This is a genomic window from Pedococcus badiiscoriae (genome assembly GCF_013408925.1).
Lineage (GTDB): Bacteria > Actinomycetota > Actinomycetes > Actinomycetales > Dermatophilaceae > Pedococcus > Pedococcus badiiscoriae.
This window is the reverse complement of sequence record NZ_JACCAB010000001.1, coordinates 966,116-986,397: the sequence shown is the minus strand read 5'-3', so window position 1 is coordinate 986,397 and position 20,282 is coordinate 966,116. Positions and strand designations below refer to the sequence as shown.

Here is a 20,282-nt window from a genome sequence, read left to right as displayed (position 1 = left end):
GCTGATGACGGCTGACGCGGCGAACGCGGTGACCTCTGGGGCCCTGCCGGTGGCGATGGCGGTCGCCCTGCTCGCCGGTCTGGTGTCGTTCGCGTCGCCGTGCGTGCTGCCGCTCGTGCCCGGGTTCCTGGGCTATGTCACCGGCCTGTCCGACGAGTCGCTCGCGGAGCGCAAGCGCCACCGGATGGTGCTGGGCGCGCTGCTGTTCGTCCTCGGCTTCACGGTCGTCTTCCTCACCACCACCATCGTCATCGCCGGGCTCGGAGCTGCCCTCATCGAGCACCGCGAGGTACTGATGCGGGTCGGCGGGGTGCTCGTCATCCTGATGGCCCTGGTGTTCGTCGGTGCGGGTTCGCAGCGTGAGCTCAAGCTGCACCGACGACCCGCGGCGGGGCTCGCGGGGGCACCCCTGCTCGGGGCTGTCTTCGGACTCGGCTGGGCGCCCTGCACGGGGCCGACCCTGGGTGCGGTGCAGGTCCTGGCCACCGCCACGGGCGACCAGTCGGCCGTGACCCGCGGGATCGTGCTGGCGCTGGTCTACTCGCTCGGCCTGGGCCTGCCGTTCCTGCTCATCGCCGCGGGCTACGAGCGGTTCGGGCCGGTGTCCGCGTTCCTGCGCAAGCGGCAGCGCGTCATCCAGCTCTGTGGTGGGGCTCTGCTGTTCGTCGTCGGCCTGCTGCTCGTGAGCGGGCTCTGGGAGTCACTCACCCGGTACGTCCAGACCACCCTCATCAGCGGCTTCCGGACGGTGATCTAGGTGACCGACACGATCACCCAGCCCCGGCTGGGCCTGCTCGGGTGGCTGCGCTGGATGTGGCGGCAGCTCACCAGCATGCGCACCGCGCTGTTCCTGCTGCTGCTGCTGGCCGTCGGCGCGGTCCCCGGGTCGATCTGGCCGCAGCGCAGCATCGACGCCGCCCGCACGGCGACGTACATCGCCGACCACCCCACGACCGGCCCGTGGCTGGACAGGCTGGGCTTCTTCGAGGTCTACGCGTCCCCGTGGTTCGCGGCCATCTACCTCCTGCTGTTCATCTCACTGGTCGGCTGCGTGCTGCCCCGCAGCAAGGTCCACTGGAACGCGATGCGGTCGAGCCCGCCCAGGGCGCCGGCCAAGCCGGCCAGGCTGGCTGCGAACGCCACCGTCGAGCTGACGGCCCCACCGGCCGAGGTCGTCGACGCGGCGCGGGAGGCCCTGCACGGCAGGCGGTTCCGCACGGTCTCGCACGACAAGACGTCGGTGAGTGCCGAGAAGGGCTACCTCAAGGAGACCGGCAACCTGGTCTTCCACCTGTCGCTGATCTTCGTGATCGTCGGCGTCGCCATCGGGCACCTGTTCGGGTGGAAGGGTGACGTCATCATCCCGGTCGGGCAGACCTTCGCGAACACGCTCGCGCGCTACGACACGTTCAGCCCGGGCCCCTGGGTCGACCCGAACAGCCTGTCCCCGTTCCAGCTCACCGTCGACAAGCTCGACGCCACCTTCGAGGAGACCGTCACCGGTCGCGGGCAGTTCGGCCAGCCGCGGGACTTCACGGCCCACGTCACCACCAAGGCCACACCCACGGCCCCCGCCGTGAAGTCCACGATCAAGGTCAACCACCCGCTGGAGATGGACGGCGCCGGGGTCTTCCTGCTCGGCAACGGCTACGCGCCCGTCATCACGGTCCGCGACGCGGCCGGGACCAAGGTCTACAGCGGGGCGACCCCGTTCCTCGCCCAGGACAACAACTACAAGTCCGTCGGCGTGGTCAAGGTGACCGGTGCCCAGCCCAAGCAGCTAGGCTTCTCCGGGCTGTTCCTGCCCACCGCCACCGTCGACAAGGACCTCGGACCGATCTCCCTCTTCCCCGATGCCAAGAAGCCTGCGCTCGCGCTGACGGTCTACGAGGGTGAGCTCTTCCCCGGTGGACGCCCCCAGTCGGTCTACCTCCTCGACACGGTGAAGATGACCCAGCTCCGCAACGCCAAGGGCGAGCCGTTGCGCATCTGGCTCGAGCCCGGCCAGACCTACCAGCTGCCCGGGGGCCGGGGCAGCATCAGCTTCGACGGGGTCCAGCGGTTCGCCGGGCTGTCGATCAGGCACGACCCCGGTAAGTTCGTCACCCTCGGCGCGGCGTTGCTCGCGCTGGCGGGCCTGATCGCCTCGCTGGTGATCCGTCGGCGGCGGGTGTTCGTGCGGGTTTCCCCCGGCACCGGCCCCGGTCGTACCGTGGTAGCCGTCGGAGGCCTGGCCAAGGGTGACGACGACGGGCTGCAGGAGGTGGTGGACCGGCTGGTCGCCGCCCTGGAGGCCAGATTTCCCACCGGTCCCGGCACCGACCCGGCGCTCGAACCCGAGCTGGACAGCAGATTGGACGCACGAGGATGACGAACGAAAACCTGGCGGGCTACGCCAACCTCAGCCTCTACTCCGCCATGGCCGTCCTGACCGTCGCCATGGTGTGCCACGCGATCTACCTCGCCGCCCTGCTCCCAGCCCGTGACCGCCTGCGAGATGACCTCACCCCTGCAGTTGCCGACCGCGAGGCTGAGCTGGTGGCGGCCGGCGCCGGCCCCGGCCGCACGCAGTCCCCGGTGGCGCCCACCCGGCATACCGGGGGCGAGCTGTCCCGCCGGGCGCTCACCGCGGCGGGCATCGCGTCCACGACCACCTGGCTGGGTGGTTTCCTGCTCCTGCTCTCGGTCGTCCTGCGAGGCCTCGCGGTGCACCGCTGGCCGCTGGGCAACATGTTCGAGTTCGCCGTGATGGGCTCGATGTTCACCGTGCTGGCGTACTCGATCTGGTCGACCCGGCGCGAGCTGCGGTGGCTGGGCGTGTTCATCACCGGACCGGTGCTGCTCGTGCTGGGGATGGCCGTGGCGGTCTGGTACACCGAGGCGGCAGAGCTGATGCCGTCCCTGCGGAGCTACTGGCTCGTCATCCACGTCACGGTGGCCACGCTCGCGACGGCGGTCTTCACGATCGGCGCGGCCCTGAGCCTGGTGTACCTGCTCAAGGACGCGTTCGAGCGGTCCGGCCGTGCCACCGTCCTCGACCGTTTCCCCGAGACGCCCGCCATCGAGCGCACGGCCTACAGCCTGCACATCGTGGCGTTCCCGCTGTGGACCTTCACCCTCATCGCCGGCGCCATCTGGGCTCGCCAGGCGTGGGCGTCCTACTGGAACTGGGACCCCAAGGAGGTGTGGACGTTCGTCATCTGGGTCGTCTATGCCGCCTACCTGCACTCGCGGGCGACCAGCGGCATCAGCCGCCAGACGGTGTCGTACATCGCGCTGGCCGGGTATGCCTGCATCATCGTCAACTTCGCGGTCGTCAACGTCTTCTTCGTCGGCCAGCACTCCTACTCCGGGCTGTAAGGATTCATCGAGTCATGCTGCGTTACTCCGTCCTTCGCCTGCTGCTCTTCTTCGGCGTGCTGACCTTGCTGTGGCTGCTCGGGCTCCGTGGCCAGGACCAGCAGTGGATGCTGCTCGTCCTCAGCGCCCTGATCTCCATGGTGCTGTCGTTCTTCGTGCTCGCCCGGTTCCGCGAGGAGAGCACCACGGCGATCGCCGAGCGTCTGCAGCGACGCGTCGAGGCCAAGCAGGCGGGCAAGCCGGCCGTGCACGGCGTCGACGAGGAGGCCGAGGACGCCGAGGACGACCGAGGGCCCGCCGAGTACCGCTAGACCGGTCCGCGGGGCCTGCGACCCCTCCGAGCCAACCTCTGCTAGCAGACTTTGGCTCACTCAGCAGACGTTGCAGCCTGCGCTGAGCCGGCGAACCTCTGCTAGCAGAAGCTAGTGAGCGCTGACGGCGACGCCCACGGCCAGGAGCACGGCATACGCGATCTCGAAGAGGCCGGTCGCGGCCAGCACCGGCACGAGGTCACGCCCGGTGGCACCCGACAGCAGGGACCTGACCGGCTTGGCGACGATGCCGAAGGCGAGCAGCCCGAGCAGCGCCCACGGCTGGTCGAGCGCGACGGCCAGCAGCGCGACGGCCGCGACGACGAGCAGCAGGACGTAGAGGGCGCGGGTGCCGCGGTCGCCGAGCCGGACGGCCAGGGTCAGCTTGCCGCTCTCACGGTCGGTGGGGATGTCGCGCAGGTTGTTCGCGACCAGGATCGCCGTGGCGATGGCACCGACCCCGACGGCGCACGCGAGGCCGGTCCAGGTGAGCCGGTGGGCCTGCGTGTAGAGCGTCCCGAGCGTGGCCATCAGGCCGAAGAACAGGAAGACGTAGAGCTCGCCCAGGCCGCGGTACCCGTAGGGGTTGTCGCCCCCGGTGTACTTCCAGGCGGCGACGACGGCGAGCGCCCCCAGCGGGATCATGATCCAGGCCTGGCTGATCGCGACGAGCGCCAGGCCGACGAGGGCGGCAGCCCCGAAGAACGAGAACGCCATCAGCTTGACGTTGCCGGGATCGGCGAGGTGCTGGCCGACGAGGCGGACCGGGCCGACCCGCTCACCATCGGTGCCGCGGATGCCGTCGGAGTAGTCGTTCGCGTAGTTGACGCCGACCTGCAGGCCGAGCGACACGAGGACGGCGAGCAGCGCCAGGCCGAGACTGGCCCGGTCGAGCGGGATGGCTGCGGCGGTGCCGGCGACGACGGGTGCGATGGCAGCGGGGAGGGTGCGCGGGCGGGCGCCGGCGATCCACTGGTTCAGGGTGGCCATTCGGGTGGTGTTCTCACTCGCGATCGTGCGGTCAGGGTCGGTGCTGCGCGCGGTGGTGGGTGGCGCTCAAGTGGCGCGGATCCCCTCTCCGGGCAGGCGGGTGCTCAGAGCCTACGGAGGAAGTCCGGGTCGTCGTCGGGGCCACGCGGGGGCGGCGGCTGGTGAGATGGCCCACGCCCGCGCGGGCCGCGTCCCGTGCTCCCTCGCTGCGGTCGTCCGGCGATGAACCAGCCGATGGCCCCCAGGGCCGGGAAGAGCAGGATCAGCAACAGCCACAGGAGCTTGGGCAGGCCTCTGACCTGCGCATCGTCGGTCTGGATGCAGTCGACGAGGGCGTAGATGGTCACGGCGAGCGTCAGCAGCCAGGGCAGCAGCCGGATCATCTCTCCATGGTGTCACGGGCCGTCGGCGAAGCGTGCGGCGACTGCCGCCCGGTCCGGCTTTCCGGGCCCGCGCAGGGGTAGCGCCGCCAGCACCAGGAGGCGTCGGGGCAGTGCGTGGGTCGGGAGTATGCCGCGCAGCAGCTCGCGGAGCTCGTCCAGCGTGGGTGCCGTCCGGACCGGGCCGGCGGGGTCCTCGCGCAGCACCACCGCCGCGCTGACGGCCTGGCCCCACTGGTCGTCGGGAGTGCCGACGACGACGGCCTCGATGACCCCCGGCAGGGCTGTGAGGGCGTCCTCGACGAGTCGCGGCGCGACCTTGAGGCCGCCGGTGACGATCAGGTCGTCGAGTCGGCCGTCGACGTGCCAGCGCCCGCCGTCGCGGTGGCCGAGGTCATCCGTGCGGAACCACCGCTGCCCGTCGGGGCCGGTGCCGAACGCCTCCGCCGTGAGGTCCGGGCGGCCGAGGTAGCCGGTCGCGAGGGTGGCGCCCCCCAGGTGGATCCGTCCGTCGTCGTCGACGCGGACCTCGGTGCAGGACAGCGGGACCCCGTCGTAGACACAACCGCCGCAGGTCTCGCTCATGCCGTAGGTCGTGACCGCGCGGATCCCGGCCGCGCGCGCCCGGGCCAGCAGCGCGGGTGGGCTGGCGGCACCCCCGACGAGCACGGCGTCGAACCCGGCCAGGGCCGTGGCAGCGCCGGCGTCCTCGAGGAGCCGGAGCAGCTGGGTCGGGACGAGGGAGGTGTATTGGCGAGGGCCGCCGAAGCCCGCGGCCGCCTCCACGAATGCGGCGGCGGTGAACCCCTCGGACAGGTCGACGAACCCGGGCTCGGTGCCCGCCGCGAGGCACCGCAGCAGCACCTGCACGCCGGCGATGTGGTGCGGTGGCATGGCGAGCAGCCAGCCGCCGGGGCCGCCGAGTCGTTCGTGTGTGGCCGTCGCGCTCGCGGCCAGGGCGGTGCCCGGGAGCATGGCGAGCTTCGGGGTGCCGGTGGAGCCGGACGTCCCCACGACGAGCGCCGTCCCGTCGTCGGGGAGGTGCTCTCCGGCGGCAGCGCCGACGCGACGAGCCGCGCCCGGCAGGGGTGGCGGGTGGCCCCCCGCGGCATACGGGAGGACGGCGAACTCCCCGTCGAGGGCCTGACGCAACGTCGGCAGGACTGCCACCGCGGCCCGGCCGGCGGCGATGGCCAGCGGTCGCAGCGACGTCACCCGGTCAGGTTAGCCGCCGGGTGGACGCGCCCGACGCGCGGCGGGACGATGGATCACAGGAGGTGCCATGGACGCCGACTTCGCGGCATACATCGAGCGGGTGCGGGCTCACCGCGGCGAGCTGCGAGACTCGGTCGCGGCGGTGGACGAGGCGCTGGCCTCGCCGATCGCCCGCGGAGGCGCCTGGCGCGAACGGGTCCGGGCGGCGCTCGCGGAGCTGTCCCACGACTTCCGGGACCACGTCGACCTGACCGAACGACCCGGCGGGATCTATGACGGGGTGCGACGCGGGGCTCCACGGCTGATGAGGGCAGTGGACCGGCTGATGGGCGAGCACGAGCAGTATGCGGAGGCGATCGGCGGCTACCTCGCGGTCCTCGAGCACGGCGGCACGATCGCAGACCTTCCTGCCTTCCGCGAGGAGGTCACCACGCTGATGGGCCAGCTGGTCCGCCACCGGCAGCGCGGGGCCGACCTGGTCTACGAGGCCTTCGAGGTGGACCTCGGCGGCTCCGGCTGACGTTCGCACCAAGTCGGTGGAGGCCGCGGGCCCGGTGGGGCAGCATGGCCACCCATGACCTGGACCGTGCCGGCGCCGTTCGTCGCGAACCGAGCTGACGACACCCAACGGGAGTGGGCCCGGTCGCTGGGCTCGGTGGCGGCACGACTCGCGCAGGAGTGGTCGCTCGAGCCTGCCGGTGACCCGATGTGGGGCTATGTCTCCGTGGTGTGGCCGGTGCGTGGGCCGGCGGGGCAGTCCTGGGTGCTCAAGCTGGGGGAGGACGACCCCCGGATGCGTGCCGAGGGGCTCGTGCTGCGTGCCTGGCAGGGCCGCGGTGTCGTCGGGCTCGTCCGGCACGACGCCGAGACGCGCGCGCTCCTGCTGGAGGCTCTGGACGCCGGCCGCGACCTCGAGGGCGAGGCGGACATCGACGCCGCGACGCAGGTGATCGGTGGCTTCATCGCGGGCTTCGCCAAGGTGCCCGCCCCGCAGGGGGTGCCGAGCCTGTCCGAGGAGCTCCGGCGGATCCGCGCACACGTCCACCGGCGTCGCGACTTTGCCGTGGAGGGGCTCACCCGACGCGACGTCGACGGCGCGCTGGACACGCTCTCGGCGGTGGCTGCGCAGATCGATGCCCACGGACCCTGGCCGGCCATCCACGGCGACCTGCACTACTGCAACGTCCTGCACACCCGGGCCGGCGATCCCGACCCCGGCTGGCGGGCGATCGACCCGTTGCCGTCAGCCGGGCCGGCAGAGCTCGACGTGATCGCGGCCATGCGCAACCGGTGGCAGGACGCCCTCGCGACGGGCGACCCGGAGCGCGCCCTGCGTCGCCGGCTGGACCAGCTGGTCGAGGTCGCGGGGCTCGACCTGGCGCTGGCCCGCGCCCTGTGCCAGGCCGTCGCCGTCGACAACGTCTCGTGGATCCTGCTGGAGACGCCGCTGCACCAGGACCGGTTCCTCGACCCGTACCGCGTCATGGCGACCTGGCACTGAGCCGCGCCGGGTCGCCGGACGCTCAGAAGTACCAGGGAAAGGGGGACCAGTCAGGGTCCCGCTTCTCGAGGAACTGGTCGCGCCCCTCCACTGCCTCGTCGGTCATGTAGGCCAGCCGGGTCGCCTCCCCGGCGAAGACCTGCTGGCCCATCAGTCCGTCGTCGAGCAGGTTGAACGCGAACTTGAGCATCCGCTGCGCCTGCGGGCTCTTGCCCATGATCTCCCGAGCGACCTGCAGGGCGTCGGACTCGAGCTCGGCGTGCGCGCTGACGAGGTTGACCGCGCCCATCCGGTGCATGTCGTCGGCGGTGTACGTGCGCCCGAGGAAGAAGATCTCGCGGGCGAACTTCTGGCCGACCATCTTGGCGAGGTAGGCCGAGCCGTAGCCACCGTCGAACGAGCCCACGTCGGCGTCCGTCTGCTTGAACCGGGCGTGCTCGCGGCTGGCCATGGTGAGGTCGCAGACGACGTGCAGCGAATGACCACCGCCTGCCGCCCAGCCGTTGACCAGGGCAATGACGACCTTGGGCATGGTGCGGATGAGTCGCTGGACCTCGAGGATGTGCAGCCTGCCGCCCTCGGCCTTGACCCGACGCTCGTCGACCGTCTCGGCCGTGTCCCCGGCGGCGTACTGGTAGCCCGAGCGACCGCGGATCCGCTGGTCACCGCCGGAACAGAAGGCCCACTTGCCCTCGCTGCCGGTCCCCTCGGGGCCCGGGCCGTTGCCGGTGAGCAGGACGACCCCGACATCCGGCGTGCGGCGAGCGTGGTCGAGCGCCCGGTAGAGCTCGTCGACGGTGTGTGGCCGGAAGGCGTTGAGCACCTCGGGTCGGTCGAACGCGATCCGCACCGCCCCGACTCCGCGGGCCCGGTGGTAGGTGATGTCGGTGAACTCGAACCCCTCCACGGCATCCCACGCGCCGGGGTCGAAGGTCTGGCTCACCACACGCTGCTCGCTCACCTGCGCGAGCCTAGCCGCGCCCAGCGTGAGGTATGCCGCGCGGTTGATGCTGGGCGAAGAACTGGCTGTGGATGACTGGATTTTCGAACAAATGTTCGAATAGAATGGCAGGCATGGGGACAGTGACGACAGTCGAACGACCGGTACCGGTCGCAGCTGTCGCGCGTTCGCCGCGTTCGGCGCCGTTGGTGGTGCGAGCGATGCACGACGTCCTCGATGCCGGGTGGGCTGACGACTGGGGCCTCCCGGTGGGCACCGACCTGGGCGCGGCCCTCAGCGAGGTGGACCGCCTCCTGGCGAGGGTGCAGTCGCTGCGGCTGGCAGTGCTGTCGGCCGCCGAGCGGCACCAGGTCTGCGAGGGGGCTGCGCACACCGACACGGGTGCCTGGGCGGCGACCGTGACGTTGCAGGAGCCGGCTGCGGCGTCGCGTGACGTGGCGTTGGCGAGCAGGCTCGGTGACGACCTCCACGAGACACGGCAGGCGCTCTCGGCCGGGCACCTGTCGGCGGAGCACGCCCGCGTCATTGCCACCTCGACGGCCCAGCTGCCGGGTTCGCTCACGCCCGACCAGCGCGCCACGATCGAGCGGACGCTGGTCGAGGAGTCGCGCCACAGCGACCCACGACGGCTTCGGGCGATCGCTCGGCGAGCACTCGGTGCGGTGACGGCCGACCGGGACGAGGTCGTCCTCCATGAGGACCGCCTCCTGCGTTCCGAGGAGGAGGTCGCCCTGGCCGCGACGAGACTGACGATGCACGACAACGGGGACGGCACCACGACCGGACACTTCACGGTGCCCACGCTCGCGGCAGCGGTGCTGCGCAAGGCCGTGCAGCAACTGTCCTCCCCCCGCCGGCGCCGGGCCCGGCCATCCGGAGCCACCGGTGGCTGGGCTCACGAGCACGGTCTGAGCCTCGTCGAGCTGCTCGAGCACCTGCCCACCGACCGGCTCGCCGGGAAGGTCACGGCCACGGTGGTCGTCACGCTCGACCTGACGACACTTCGCGAGGGCGTGGGGCACGGCCCACCTCGACACCGCCCACGACGTGTCGGCGAGCGAGGCTCGCCGGCTCGCCTGCAACGCGGGCCTGGTGCCGGCTGTCCTCGACGGCGCGTCACTCCCGCTCGACCTCGGTCGCGCAGAACGCTTCTTCACGGAAGCCCAGAGGGTCGCCCTCGCCACGAGGTACGACGCGTGTGCGGCCTTCGGGTGCGATCGACCGTATGCCTGGTGCGAGCTGCACCACGAGGACCCGTGGCACCGCGGCGGCAAAACCGACCTCGCGCTCGCCGTCCCCCTCTGCGGCCACCACCATCGACGCGCCCACGACCCCATCTACCACCATCGGGTCATCACCGATGCGGCCACCGCGCGCAAGACGGTGGCGTTCGTCCAACGCAAGTGAACCGCGCGCAGCCCTTCTAGGCTGGGGTGCATGGCCCTTCGTTGGTACACCACCGTCATCGACAGCCACGACATCGCCGCCCAGGCGCGCTGGTGGGCGGAAACCCTCGATTTTCGGATCGTCTACGAGGACGCACATGAGGTGGCGGTCATCCCCAAGCACATGAGTGAGGACGTGATCGAGGACGGCGCGACGTGGATGCGGCAGGCGCAAGGCCTGGTCTTCGTGCCGGTCCCCGAGGGCAAGACCATCAAGAACCGCCTGCACATCGACCTCGCGCCGCACACGAGCCAGGACCGGGACGCCGAGATCGCTGCCCTGCTCGAGCGGGGCGCGACCCTGGCCGATGTCGGCCAGGACGACGACGTCACGTGGACGGTCCTGGCCGACCCGGAGGGCAACGAGTTCTGCGTGCTGTCCAGCCGCGACCGCTGAGGCCGCGATTGGCGCGTCCGCGGGTCAGGCGGCCTCGGCGAGGGCTTCCTCGAGGTCCTTGGTGATGTCCTCGGGCTTGGTGGTCGAGCCGTAGCGCTTGATGACCTTGCCGTCGCGGCCGACGAGGAACTTGGTGAAGTTCCACTTGATCTTGCTGCCGAGCAGGCCGCCCTTCTCCGACTTGAGCCAGTCGGAGACCGGGTGTGCCTCGTCACCGTTCACGTCGACCTTGGCGAACATCGGGAAGCTGACGCCGTAGTTGCGCTGGCAGAACTCGCCGATCTGGGCCTCGTCGCCCGGCTCCTGTCCGCCGAACTGGTTGCACGGGAAGCCCAGCACGACCAGGCCCTGGTCCGCGTACTCGCCGTAGAGCTTCTCCAGGCCCTCGAACTGGGGGGTGAAGCCGCACTCGCTCGCGGTGTTGACGACCAGGGCGACCTTCCCGGCATACGCGGACAGCGGCTGCTCCTCGCCGGACAGGGTGACTGCGGAGAAATCGGACAGGGTCGGCACGGGTGTCCTCTCGTCTGACGGTTTCAGGGCACCGTCGATGAACTGTTGTCGATGGGGATTCGTAGCACAGAGGTGGGCGGATTCCCGTCTCGCCCCCTTTTTCCCAGGAGGTCCGCATGAACACACTCAAGCAGTGGTGCGTGGTCGCCTCAGCCGCCGGGCTCGGCGCCGTCGCCGTCCTCGGGGCAGGCGCCGTGGCCTCGGCCGGCGACGGCAACCACGGCTCCTTCACGATCACCGAGCGGCTGAGCGGGTACCACGAGACGCCGCTGGCCCTGTCCACGAGCGGGCAGGGCTCGATCAGGCTGCGGATCGACCCCGGTGCCGGCACGATCGCCTACACGGTGCGCTACGCCAATCTCGAGGGCACCGTCACCCAGTCGCACATCCACTTCGGCTCACCGTCACAGACGGGTGGCATCAGCGTGTTCCTCTGCAGCAACCTGGGCAACGGACCTGCGGGCACCCCCGCCTGTCCGACGACCAACCCGGGAGAGGTCAGCGGGACGCTGCGGGCGGCCGACGTGATCGGACCCAGTGGCCAGGGCATCGCTCCGGGGGAGTTCTCGGAGCTGCTCGCGGCGATCCGGGCGGACTCGACCTACGCCAACGTCCACAGCACGAAGTACCCCGGTGGCGAGATCCGCAACCAGCTGAGGCCGCACGACCATCACTGACCGCAGGAATCGCGCCCGGGCCGCGACCAGCGGTCCGGGCGCGTCTGGTGCAATGGAACGCATGACCACCCCGGCGTTGCCTCCGCTCGAGGCGCTGCTGGCCGGGATGCGCGTGGTCGCGATCCCGATGCGGGTGCGGTTCCGCGGCGTCACCGTCCGCGAGGCTGCCCTGGTGCGCGGCCCGTCGGGCTGGGGCGAGTTCTCGCCCTTCCTCGAGTACGGCGCGCAGGAGTCCTCGCGGTGGCTCGCCGCAGCGGTCGAGGCCGGCTGGGGCCAGTGGCCGGCAGCCAGGCGCGCCGACATCCCGGTCAACGCGACCGTTCCCGCCGTGTCGCCCGACGAGGTGGCCGGCGTCCTGGCGCGCTTCCCGGGCGCGGGGACGGCGAAGGTCAAGGTCGCCGAGGCGGGCCAGGACCTCGAGGACGACGTGGACCGCGTGGCCGCGGTCCGCGACGCGATGGGACCCGGCGGGCGGATCCGGGTGGACGCCAACGGGGGCTGGTCCGTGGCCGAGGCGACCGACGCGCTGCGCCGGCTCTCGGCATACGGACTGGAGTATGCGGAGCAGCCCTGCGCGCAGGTGAGCGAGCTGCGCGAGCTGCGGGTGGCATTGGCACGCAACGGGATCGACGTCCTCGTCGCCGCCGACGAGTCGATCCGCAAGACGGAGGACCCGGCGCGGGTGGCCCGTGAGGAGGCTGCCGACGTGGTCGTCGTCAAGGTGGCGCCGCTGGGGGGCGTCGAGCGCGCGCTGGAGGTGGTCGCGGACTGCGGGCTGCCGGCGGTGGTCTCGTCGGCGCTGGACACCTCCGTCGGGATGGCCGCGGGAGTCGCGCTGGCGGCAGCCCTGCCCGACCTGCCGTTCGCCTGTGGCCTCGGCACGGTCGCCCTGCTCGAGGGGGACGTCTGCACGGACCCGCTGGCGCCCCGCGCGGGTGTGCTTCCCGTCGGCCGGGTCGAGCCTGACGAGGCCCTGCTGGCCCGGTGGGCGGCAACGACCGAGCGTGAGCAGTGGTGGCGCGAGCGGGTCGCGGCCGCGCACGGTCGGCTCGTGGCGCCGTGACGCGCACGCGGGCCCGCCTCGGCATAAGGTCGGGTCCGTGAACATCGTCTTCGTCGAGCCGGGGTTCCCCGCCAACCAGCGACGCTTCGCCCTCGCGCTGGCCTCCGTGGGGGCCAACGTCATCGGGATCGGCGAGTCCGACGAGTACACCCTCGACGACGAGCTCCGCGGCGCGATGAGCGGCTACTACAAGGTCGGCTCGGTGACCGACCTGCGGGCGATGACCGAGGCGGTGCGCTTCATCCAGTCCCGGGTCTGGGTGGACGCCCTCGAGGCGACTGTCGAGGCGCACACGATGGTCGCCGCGCAGGTCCGCGAGGCCACCGGCATACCCGGCACCTCGGTGCGCACCACCTGGCTCTGCCGCGACAAGCCCTCGATGAAGCAGGCGCTTCGTGAGGCGGGGGTGCCGACGGCTGCGTCCGCCGCGGTCGACCACGCCCACGAGGCGTGGAGCTTCGCGGAGGCGGTCGGCTACCCCCTCATCCTCAAGCCGCGTGACGGGGCCGGCGCCAAGGACACGACGCGGGTCGACAACGACCACGAGCTGGCCCACGCCCTGACCGAGTTCGGCTCGCACGGGGCCGCGTCGATCGCGATCGAGGAGTTCGTCGAGGGCCACGAGGGCTTCTACGACACCATCGCCCGGGACGGCCGCGTCGTCCACGACTGGACCACGCACTACTACCCCAACGTCCTCGAGGCGATGCGCAACCGCTGGATCTCCCCGCAGTTCGCCACCACCAACCGGGTGGCCGACTCGCCCTTCTACGCCGAGGTGGCGCAGATGGGCGCTCGCGTCATCGAAGCCCTCGGCATCGGGACGAGCGCCACCCACATGGAGTGGTTCCACGGCCCGAAGGGACTGAAGTTCTCCGAGATCGGCTGCCGTCCGCCGGGGGTCGGGTGCTGGGACCTCTACTCCGCGAGCAACGACGTCGACGTGTACCGCGAGTGGGCCCACGTCATCGTCCACGGCGGTCCCGAGCAGCCGATGCGGCGTCCCTACTCGGCTGGGATCATCGCGCTGCGACCCGAGGCCGACGGGAGCATCACCGGCTACAGCGGCATCGACGAGATCCAGGGTCGCTACGGCCAGTGGATCATCGACGGCCACTTCCCGCCGGTGGGCCACCTCACCCAGCCGGTCGAGGCGGGGTACATGGCCAACGCCTACGTCCGGATGCGCCACCCCGACTACGACACCCTGCGCGCCATGCTCGACGACGTGGGCCGCACTATCCACGTCCACGCGGGCTAGTCGCCGCCCCTGATGCGCACCGTCCTCCTCGGGCCGCAACGGTTCATGACCACGGCCGGCACCGCCCTGCGTTCGCTCGGCGTCGACGGCCCTGTCGCGACCATCAACGCGGGGTGGGAGGAGCGCGAGGACGTCGTCGACGAGCTCGACACGGTGCTGGGTGGGGACACCCGCCACCTGCGGCTCTACCACCGCAGCCTCGACGTCATCACCAAGGACGAGGTCTTCGGCGCCGCCGCGCTCGCCTTCCGCGACCGCCACGACGCCCTCCTCTCGCTCTACCGCCTGCGCCTCCAGAACGCCATGGACGGCGTGTATGCCGTGCAGCGCCGCACGCGCGAGGCCGAGGGGCGGGCGCGCGGCGAGGCCACGGCCTACTCGGCCCTCGACGACTCGATCGAGGTGGTTCGCCACGTCGACCAGTGGTACGCCGCCCAGCTCAAGTCGCTGTACGCCGAGCTCGACGCCGCCTCTCCGATCGATGCCAGCAGCGTGATCGGCTGGCACCGTGGTGAGCTCGCCGACCTCTTGGGCCAGGCGGCCGCGGTGGTGCTCACCGGTGGGCACGTGGGCACCCTGCTGCGGACCCTGCGGCTGTTCGCGATCCGCATCCCCGACGAGGTGCCGGTGGTCGCCTGGTCGGCCGGCGCGATGGCCCTGACCGAGCGGGTGGTGCTGTTCCACGACCACGGGCCGGAGGGCAACACCGAGGCCGAGGTCTTCGACCGCGGGCTGAGGCGGGTCCGCGGCCTGGTGGCGCTGCCGCATGCCCGTCGCCGGTTGCGCCTGGACGACCGGGACCGGTGTGCGGTGATGGCACGCCGGTTCACCGACCAGCACTGTGTCCTCCTCGACGACGGCACGGCCCTCGAGCTCACGGCCGACGGTGGTCTGCCCCTGGGCGCTCGGATCCTGGGGATCGACGGCGCGATCCACGAGCTGGGCGCGCCGAACGGGTCGCACGGCGCCAACGGCAGGGGGGCGGTCTCGTGAGCGAGGGACGGCTGGCCATCAACCGGCTGCGCGAACGCCTGCCCGTGGACGGCGCGGCGATCGACCGGTTCGTCGCGCGGTACGGGGCACCGATCATCGAGGGCGAGCGGGCGACCTTCCTCTTCCGGGGGGAGGTCGACGAGGTGCGGGTCCGGCACCGTGTCGTGGGGCTCGCCGACCCCATGCCGATGAAGCGCCTGCCCGACACGGACCTGTGGGCGGTGACCACCGAGCTGCCCACCGGCTCCCGGGTGGAGTACCAGCTGGAGACGCGCCATGGCGACCACTACGAGACCTTCAACGACCCACTGAACCAGCGGGTGGCCCACTCGCCGATGGGGTCGAGCTCGGTCTGCGCCGCGACCGGCTACGAGGTGCCCGACTGGGTGCACCACGACCCGGAGGCCCGTCCGGGAGAGCTCGTCGAGGACACCCTGCGCTCGAAGGCGCTGCGTCGAGAGCAGCCGGTCAAGCTCTACCTGCCGGCCCGGTACAACCCTGCCCTGCGGTATCCGCTGCTCGTGGTCCACGACGGCACCGACTACCTCGACTACGCCGCCATGAAGACCGTGCTGGACAACCTCATCCACCGCCTCGACGTCGCCCCGCTGGTCGCCGCGTTCGTGCCACCCCGGGACCGCCTGAGGGAGTACCCCAACTACGCACCGCACGCCCGGTTCATCGCCCGCGAGCTGCTCCCCACCCTGGCCGAACGCCTGCCACTCATCGACGACCCGCACGCGCGGGCCCTGATGGGGTCGAGCTTCGGTGGCATCGCGTCCCTGTCGACGGCGGTGCGGTACCCGGGGGTGTTCGGGTCGCTGTTCCTGCAGTCCGCCTCGCTGGTCTTCACCGACATCGGCACCGACCACGGCGGGGGGCCGGCCTTCGACCCGGTCGTGAAGTTCGTCAACCGCTACCGGGCCAAGCCCACCGCGCCGGTCGAGCGGATCTTCATGAGCTGCGGCACCTACGAGCCGCTGATCACCCCCAACCGGTCGATGGTGCCGGTCTTCCGCGGGGCCGGGATGACGGTCAAGTACGTCGAGGCGCGGGACGGCCACAACTGGGAGGACTGGCGGGACCGCCTGCGGGACGGCTTGTCCTGGCTGTTCCCCGGACCACAGAAGTTCGTGTACGAGTAGCCGCACCCGACGAGATGGAGCACCGCATGAAGGTCACCGAACGATGGCACTCCGATCGGATGGGCCGGGACATCACCCTGGTCCGCTGGGGCCACTACGGCGTGCCCGTGCTGCTCTTCCCGACCGCGGGCGGGGATGCCGAGGAGGTGGAACGTCACCACCTGGTCGGCAGGCTCGCACCGATGATCGAGGCGGGCAGGATCAAGGTCTACTCCTGCGACAGCGCGGCCGGTCAGGCCCTCCAGCGCAACGAGGGATCGCCGGAGCACCGCATGTGGCTGTTCAACCAGTACCACCAGGCGGTCGCCGAGGAGGTCGTCCCGGCCATCCACGCGGACAGCTCTCCCCAGGCCGTGATCGTGGCGGGCGCCTCGATCGGTGCGTTCAACTCGTTCGCCATGATCTGTCGCTACCCACACCTGTTCGGTGCTGCCATCTGCATGAGCGGCACCTACCACGTGGAGCGGTTCATGGAGGGCGCCGACACCACGCAGGACTGGTACTTCGCCTCGCCGCTGCAGTTCCTGCCCGGGCTCGAGGGCCCCACCCTGGAGCTGTTGCGCCGCCGGTACGTCGTCCTCGCCTCCGGCAGTGGCCGGTGGGAGGACGTGGGTGAGTCGTGGGCGGCCGCTGATGCGTTGGGCCGCAAGGGAGTTCCCAACCGGGTCGACGACTGGGGCGACCGCTACGACCACGACTGGCCCACCTGGTGGGAGATGCTGCCGCTCTACCTCGACGACCTCGTGCCGTGAGTGCCGCGTCCCTGGCTGAGCGCCTCGCCGCCGCGGTCGACGCTGGTATGCCGCGGGTCCGCGACGACCTCGCGCGGCTGGTCGCGCTGCGATCGGTGGCCAACCCGGCGATCGAGCCGCAGAGCGAGTGCCGGGCCGCTGCCGCGCTGGTCGGCGAGCTGTTCACCGAGGCCGGGATCGACGGCATACGGGCGCACGAGACGCCCGACGGGTCGCTCGCCGTGGTCGGGCGCTCGGGCGGCCCTGACGGGGCGCCCCAGGTGCTGTTGTACTCGCACTACGACGTCGTGCCGGTCGGCGTTCCGGCTGACTGGCAGACGCCACCGTGGGAGCTGACCGAACGCGAGGGTCGTTGGTACGGCAGGGGATCCGCCGACTGCAAGGGCAACCTCATGGCCAGCATCCTGGCGCTGCGGGCGCTGCGCGAGGTCCTCGGCGAGTGGCCGGTCGAGGTGGCCGTCGTCTGCGAGGGTTCCGAGGAGCAGTCCAGCGGCGGCCTGGAGGCGCTGGCCCGGGCGCACCCAGAGCTCGTGCAGTGCGACGCGCTGCTGCTCGCCGACACCGGCAACGTCGAGGTCGGCCTCCCCACCCTCACGACCTCGCTGCGCGGCACCGGCAGCGTCCTGATGACCGTGCGCACCATGAGGCACCCGGCGCACTCCGGCATGTTCGGCGGCGCCGCGCCGGACGCGCTGCAGGCGCTCCTGACGGCCCTGGCCAGTCTGCGCGACGCGGCGGGCGAGACGACGGTCGACGGGCTCGACCACAGTGGCGTGTGGGACGGGGCCCCCTTCGACACCGCCAGGTTCCGCACCGATGCGGGGCTGCTCGAGGGGGTTGAGCCGTTGACCGGCACCGGGACCGTGGGGGACCTGTTGTGGGCGCGACCGGCGGCCACCGTGCTGGCGATCGACTGTCCACCGGTCAGCCAGGTCACCGCCGCAGCCCAGGGCGAGGCCCGGGCGGTGGTCAACCTCCGGGTGCCGGCCGACACCGATGCCGCCGCGGCCCAGGGGCTGCTGATCGCCCACCTGCGGGCACACACCCCGTTCGGCGCGCAGGTGGAGATCAAGCCGGTCTCGCTGGGGCACGGGTTCCGCGCGAGGACCGACGGACCGGCCTACGCGGCGATGCGCAGGGCGATGCGGACGGCGTTCGGTCGGGACGCCGTGACCACGGGACAGGGTGGCTCGATCCCGCTCGCGACCGCCCTGGCGGAGCTCGTCCCCGACGCCGAGATCATGCTGCTGGGCGTGGAGGAGCCTGCGGCGCGGATCCACGCACCCGGCGAGAGCGTCGACCCACAGGAGCTGCGGCGGACCGCGCTCACGCAGGCCCTGTTCCTCGCCGACCTGGGCGGCCTGCTCGAGCCCGGGGCCGCAGCGGACTGATCGGTCCACAGCCTTCCCCGACAGGATCCTGAGCCCACAGGCGCCGGACGAGCGGTGTGCGTGGGTTCCTGCGGCGCGGCAGGGTCGTCGCATGGTGGGGGACCCGGACGAGATCAGGGCTCTGGCGGTGCGGCTGAGAGCCGAGGCCGAGCAGGTTCGCAGGCTGGCGTGGCGGGTCGCGCTTGCCCGTGAGGTGACCTGGCGGTCGCCGGCGGCGACGCTGTTCCGCGAGCGCGCCCAGGAGCGTGCGCATGCGCTGCAGCACGCGGCACGCCGGCTCGACGAGGCTTCCCGGCGGGTACAGGCCCACGCCGACGCCGTGGAGGCCGCCCGGGTCGAGCTCCTGCGCGGAGCGGCGCTCGCCGCCGACCTCGCCCGCGCCACGAGCACGCCGGTCTCGCGGCCAGTGGGGAGCTGGTGAACGGGAAGCCGATCCGCGTCCGGGGTGGGTCGTCCGGGACTGCCGTCGGGCTGGACTCGCTCGACGCGGCCGCCGGTCTGTTGGCCGACGTGGCACACGAGGCGGCCGTCGTGGTGTCGCACGTGGCCGCCGTGGCGACCGACCCGGATCTGGTGGCGGGCTCGGTGCTGAGCCCGCTCACCGGGGCGTGGGCCGACGCCGCACTCATCGAGGCGGTCGGGCCGCTCGGACTCCCGGGCGAGATGGCCGCCCTGCTCTCGCTGTCCGTCGCCCTGGCTGCCGCTTCGAGGTCCTACCGGCAGGCCGAGGAGGCGGCGGCCCGCACCCTGGAGCTGGCGCAGGACACCGTCATGTACGCCGTGGGCGCGTGCGCCCCCGCGATCGTCGTGGGCGTGCTGGCGCTCGATGCGCTGGGCGTCGAGGTGGCCCGTCTGCTCGACGAGGCCGTCTTCGCCACCCCCGCCATCGCGGATGTGGCCGGAGGCGCGGAGGGACTGGTCGCCGGGCTGCGGTCGGACCCGCTGACGCGCCCCTTCATCGCGACGCCCCCGCGCACCGAGGGCCTCACCGCCGGGCAGGACTACGAGGTGGCTGTGCGGGCACTGGCCGACGGGGCCGCGCTGTGGGGGTTGTTGTCCGACCGTGGTCGCGCGCGGGTGACCCCGCAGGCCTCGCCCCGCGCCGGAGCCCGCGTCCCGCGCTCGCTCGAGGACCTCGCGGCTGACCAGCGGAACGTGGGCGACAGCGAGGCGTATGCCGGGCACGTCCGGGTCATCGAGGTGCCGCGGGCGCAGGGCTCCGCGTGGATCGTCGAGATCAGCGGCACGCAGGTCTGGGACCCGGGCGCCGGACGCAACCCGTTCGATCTCACGACGGACGTGCGCACCATGGCCCAGGACGGGACGGTGCTCGCCGAGGGAGTCCAGCAGGCCCTGGAGCAGGCGCAGGCCTCATCCGCGCGGGCGTTATCCGCGCAGGCGTCGGCCGCGCAGCCTTCCACGGTGCCGACCCCGGGCCCCGTCATGCTCGTGGGTCACAGCCTCGGCGGGATGGCAGCAGCCGGACTCGCCTCCTCGCCGCGCTTCACCCAGGCGCAGCCGGTGACGCACGTCGTCACCATGGGCTCGCCCGTCGGGCGCATGCCCATCCCGGCAGACATCCAGGTCCTCTCGCTCGAGCACCGGCAGGACGCCGTGCCTCGGCTGGACGGGGTACCGAACCCCGATCGAGCCACCTGGGTCACGGTGTCGCGCGAGCTGGGTGGCGGCGAGGACCCGACCGATCCGGCCGGGCTGGACCGGGCGAGCGAGGCCCATGACACGCGCCTCTACGTGCGCACCGCAGCCCTCGTCGACCAGTCCACCGATCCGGGGCTGGCGGCGTGGCGCAGCGGCGCGAGCGACTTCTTCGCCGGCGACACCCACGGCCCTCCCGTCGTCCGCGACTACACCGTCGAGCGGATCACGTGATGAGGGGCCTCGCGCCGTGCGGGCGGGTGACACAATC

22 protein-coding genes and 1 pseudogene are annotated in these 20,282 nt (G+C 71.9%); 18 read left to right on the top strand and 5 right to left on the bottom strand.

The window, feature by feature from the left end; translation table 11 throughout:
* Positions 1-4 precede the first annotated feature (4 nt).
* From BJ986_RS04745 to BJ986_RS04730, 4 genes are read left to right on the top strand one after another with little or no spacing between them, the layout of a single operon-like run.
* Positions 5-757, top strand: coding sequence for a cytochrome c biogenesis CcdA family protein (locus BJ986_RS04745; RefSeq protein WP_179420945.1), 753 nt, complete (start codon positions 5-7; stop codon positions 755-757).
* Positions 758-2,371: a cytochrome c biogenesis protein ResB gene (gene resB / locus BJ986_RS04740; RefSeq protein WP_337794843.1), complete on the top strand. Its 1,614-nt coding sequence runs from the start codon at positions 758-760 to the stop codon at positions 2,369-2,371. It abuts the gene before it with no gap.
* Complete coding sequence (gene ccsB / locus BJ986_RS04735; RefSeq protein WP_179420944.1) at positions 2,368-3,360, top strand: c-type cytochrome biogenesis protein CcsB; 993 nt, start codon at positions 2,368-2,370, stop codon at positions 3,358-3,360. Before resB ends, ccsB begins: the two co-directional genes overlap by 4 nt.
* A 14-nt stretch (positions 3,361-3,374) precedes the next feature.
* The gene (locus BJ986_RS04730) at positions 3,375-3,671 is read left to right on the top strand and encodes a DUF4229 domain-containing protein (RefSeq protein WP_179420943.1); all 297 of its coding nucleotides are present in this window, start codon (positions 3,375-3,377) and stop codon (positions 3,669-3,671) included.
* Positions 3,672-3,782: 111 nt separating this feature from the next.
* On the opposite strand, the gene BJ986_RS04725 is transcribed toward BJ986_RS04730, so the two are convergent.
* From BJ986_RS04725 to menE, 3 genes are all read right to left on the bottom strand, one after another.
* Entirely contained in the window at positions 3,783-4,661 is an 879-nt protein-coding gene (locus BJ986_RS04725) for a 1,4-dihydroxy-2-naphthoate polyprenyltransferase (protein WP_179420942.1), read from the bottom strand.
* Between the two features lie 104 nt (positions 4,662-4,765).
* On the bottom strand, positions 4,766-5,044 hold the full coding sequence (locus BJ986_RS04720) for a PLDc N-terminal domain-containing protein (RefSeq protein WP_179420941.1): 279 nt from the start codon (positions 5,042-5,044) through the stop codon (positions 4,766-4,768).
* 12 nt (positions 5,045-5,056) lie between these two features.
* The gene (gene menE, locus BJ986_RS04715) at positions 5,057-6,256 is read right to left on the bottom strand and encodes an o-succinylbenzoate--CoA ligase (protein ID WP_179420940.1); all 1,200 of its coding nucleotides are present in this window, start codon (positions 6,254-6,256) and stop codon (positions 5,057-5,059) included.
* Positions 6,257-6,323: 67 nt separating this feature from the next.
* Between menE and BJ986_RS04710 the strand changes: the two genes are divergently transcribed.
* Together BJ986_RS04710 and BJ986_RS04705 are read left to right on the top strand one after the other, a co-directional pair.
* The gene (locus tag BJ986_RS04710; RefSeq protein ID WP_179420939.1) at positions 6,324-6,776 is read left to right on the top strand and encodes a hemerythrin domain-containing protein; all 453 of its coding nucleotides are present in this window, start codon (positions 6,324-6,326) and stop codon (positions 6,774-6,776) included.
* Between the two features lie 54 nt (positions 6,777-6,830).
* Positions 6,831-7,757 (top strand): aminoglycoside phosphotransferase family protein, encoded by a 927-nt coding sequence (locus tag BJ986_RS04705; protein ID WP_179420938.1) that lies wholly within the window; start codon positions 6,831-6,833, stop codon positions 7,755-7,757.
* Positions 7,758-7,779: 22 nt separating this feature from the next.
* Here the strand turns inward: BJ986_RS04705 and BJ986_RS04700 are convergent, their stop codons facing one another.
* A complete protein-coding gene (locus BJ986_RS04700; RefSeq protein WP_179420937.1) occupies positions 7,780-8,718 on the bottom strand; it encodes a 1,4-dihydroxy-2-naphthoyl-CoA synthase in 939 nt (312 codons plus the stop codon).
* A gap of 71 nt (positions 8,719-8,789) precedes the next feature.
* Here BJ986_RS04700 and BJ986_RS16865 point away from each other — a divergent pair.
* The 3 genes and pseudogenes from BJ986_RS16865 to BJ986_RS04685 form a co-directional block, all read left to right on the top strand.
* A pseudogene (locus BJ986_RS16865) lies at positions 8,790-9,560 on the top strand (DUF222 domain-containing protein); the annotation flags it as partial.
* 205 nt (positions 9,561-9,765) lie between these two features.
* Positions 9,766-10,125: an HNH endonuclease signature motif containing protein gene (locus BJ986_RS04690; protein WP_179420936.1), complete on the top strand. Its 360-nt coding sequence runs from the start codon at positions 9,766-9,768 to the stop codon at positions 10,123-10,125.
* Between the two features lie 30 nt (positions 10,126-10,155).
* The gene (locus BJ986_RS04685; protein WP_179420935.1) at positions 10,156-10,560 is read left to right on the top strand and encodes a VOC family protein; all 405 of its coding nucleotides are present in this window, start codon (positions 10,156-10,158) and stop codon (positions 10,558-10,560) included.
* Positions 10,561-10,584: 24 nt separating this feature from the next.
* On the opposite strand, the gene BJ986_RS04680 is transcribed toward BJ986_RS04685, so the two are convergent.
* Positions 10,585-11,073, bottom strand: coding sequence for a redoxin domain-containing protein (locus BJ986_RS04680; protein WP_179420934.1), 489 nt, complete (start codon positions 11,071-11,073; stop codon positions 10,585-10,587).
* A 116-nt stretch (positions 11,074-11,189) separates the two neighbouring features.
* Here BJ986_RS04680 and BJ986_RS04675 point away from each other — a divergent pair, with 116 nt between their 5' ends.
* The 9 genes from BJ986_RS04675 (at position 11,190) to BJ986_RS16730 (ending at position 20,245) form a co-directional block, all read left to right on the top strand.
* Complete coding sequence (locus BJ986_RS04675) at positions 11,190-11,750, top strand: CHRD domain-containing protein (protein ID WP_179420933.1); 561 nt, start codon at positions 11,190-11,192, stop codon at positions 11,748-11,750.
* 61 nt (positions 11,751-11,811) lie between these two features.
* On the top strand, positions 11,812-12,813 hold the full coding sequence (locus BJ986_RS04670; RefSeq protein WP_179420932.1) for an o-succinylbenzoate synthase: 1,002 nt from the start codon (positions 11,812-11,814) through the stop codon (positions 12,811-12,813).
* Positions 12,814-12,850: 37 nt separating this feature from the next.
* Positions 12,851-14,074 carry an ATP-grasp domain-containing protein gene (locus tag BJ986_RS04665; RefSeq protein ID WP_179420931.1) on the top strand — a complete coding sequence of 408 codons (1,224 nt, stop codon included), beginning with the start codon at positions 12,851-12,853 and terminating at the stop codon, positions 14,072-14,074.
* A 12-nt stretch (positions 14,075-14,086) separates the two neighbouring features.
* The gene (locus BJ986_RS04660) at positions 14,087-15,067 is read left to right on the top strand and encodes a type 1 glutamine amidotransferase family protein (protein ID WP_179420930.1); all 981 of its coding nucleotides are present in this window, start codon (positions 14,087-14,089) and stop codon (positions 15,065-15,067) included.
* On the top strand, positions 15,064-16,212 hold the full coding sequence (locus tag BJ986_RS04655; RefSeq protein ID WP_179420929.1) for an alpha/beta hydrolase-fold protein: 1,149 nt from the start codon (positions 15,064-15,066) through the stop codon (positions 16,210-16,212). Before BJ986_RS04660 ends, BJ986_RS04655 begins: the two co-directional genes overlap by 4 nt.
* 26 nt (positions 16,213-16,238) lie before the next feature.
* Positions 16,239-16,964 carry an esterase family protein gene (locus BJ986_RS04650; protein ID WP_179420928.1) on the top strand — a complete coding sequence of 242 codons (726 nt, stop codon included), beginning with the start codon at positions 16,239-16,241 and terminating at the stop codon, positions 16,962-16,964.
* Entirely contained in the window at positions 16,961-18,355 is a 1,395-nt protein-coding gene (locus BJ986_RS04645) for a M20/M25/M40 family metallo-hydrolase (protein ID WP_179420927.1), read from the top strand. The genes BJ986_RS04650 and BJ986_RS04645 overlap by 4 nt, the downstream gene beginning before the upstream one ends.
* A 91-nt stretch (positions 18,356-18,446) precedes the next feature.
* Complete coding sequence (locus BJ986_RS04640; RefSeq protein ID WP_179420926.1) at positions 18,447-18,776, top strand: hypothetical protein; 330 nt, start codon at positions 18,447-18,449, stop codon at positions 18,774-18,776.
* Positions 18,773-20,245, top strand: coding sequence for a PGAP1-like alpha/beta domain-containing protein (locus tag BJ986_RS16730; protein WP_179420925.1), 1,473 nt, complete (start codon positions 18,773-18,775; stop codon positions 20,243-20,245). The genes BJ986_RS04640 and BJ986_RS16730 overlap by 4 nt, the downstream gene beginning before the upstream one ends.
* Positions 20,246-20,282: the final 37 nt, after the last annotated feature.

What these genes read in the sequence shown, in the direction of transcription:
- BJ986_RS04675 (WP_179420933.1), top strand. Translation starts at nt 11,190, where the DNA reads ATGAACACACTCAAGCAGTGGTGCGTGGTCGCCTCAGCCGCCGGGCTC.
- BJ986_RS04725 (WP_179420942.1), bottom strand. Translation starts at nt 4,661, where the DNA reads ATGGCCACCCTGAACCAGTGGATCGCCGGCGCCCGCCCGCGCACCCTC.
- BJ986_RS04685 (WP_179420935.1), top strand. Translation starts at nt 10,156, where the DNA reads ATGGCCCTTCGTTGGTACACCACCGTCATCGACAGCCACGACATCGCC.
- BJ986_RS04660 (WP_179420930.1), top strand. Translation starts at nt 14,087, where the DNA reads ATGCGCACCGTCCTCCTCGGGCCGCAACGGTTCATGACCACGGCCGGC.
- BJ986_RS04640 (WP_179420926.1), top strand. Translation starts at nt 18,447, where the DNA reads ATGGTGGGGGACCCGGACGAGATCAGGGCTCTGGCGGTGCGGCTGAGA.
- ccsB (WP_179420944.1), top strand. Translation starts at nt 2,368, where the DNA reads ATGACGAACGAAAACCTGGCGGGCTACGCCAACCTCAGCCTCTACTCC.
- BJ986_RS04710 (WP_179420939.1), top strand. Translation starts at nt 6,324, where the DNA reads ATGGACGCCGACTTCGCGGCATACATCGAGCGGGTGCGGGCTCACCGC.
- BJ986_RS04745 (WP_179420945.1), top strand. Translation starts at nt 5, where the DNA reads ATGACGGCTGACGCGGCGAACGCGGTGACCTCTGGGGCCCTGCCGGTG.
- BJ986_RS04670 (WP_179420932.1), top strand. Translation starts at nt 11,812, where the DNA reads ATGACCACCCCGGCGTTGCCTCCGCTCGAGGCGCTGCTGGCCGGGATG.
- BJ986_RS04650 (WP_179420928.1), top strand. Translation starts at nt 16,239, where the DNA reads ATGAAGGTCACCGAACGATGGCACTCCGATCGGATGGGCCGGGACATC.
- BJ986_RS04730 (WP_179420943.1), top strand. Translation starts at nt 3,375, where the DNA reads ATGCTGCGTTACTCCGTCCTTCGCCTGCTGCTCTTCTTCGGCGTGCTG.
- BJ986_RS04720 (WP_179420941.1), bottom strand. Translation starts at nt 5,044, where the DNA reads ATGATCCGGCTGCTGCCCTGGCTGCTGACGCTCGCCGTGACCATCTAC.
- BJ986_RS04705 (WP_179420938.1), top strand. Translation starts at nt 6,831, where the DNA reads ATGACCTGGACCGTGCCGGCGCCGTTCGTCGCGAACCGAGCTGACGAC.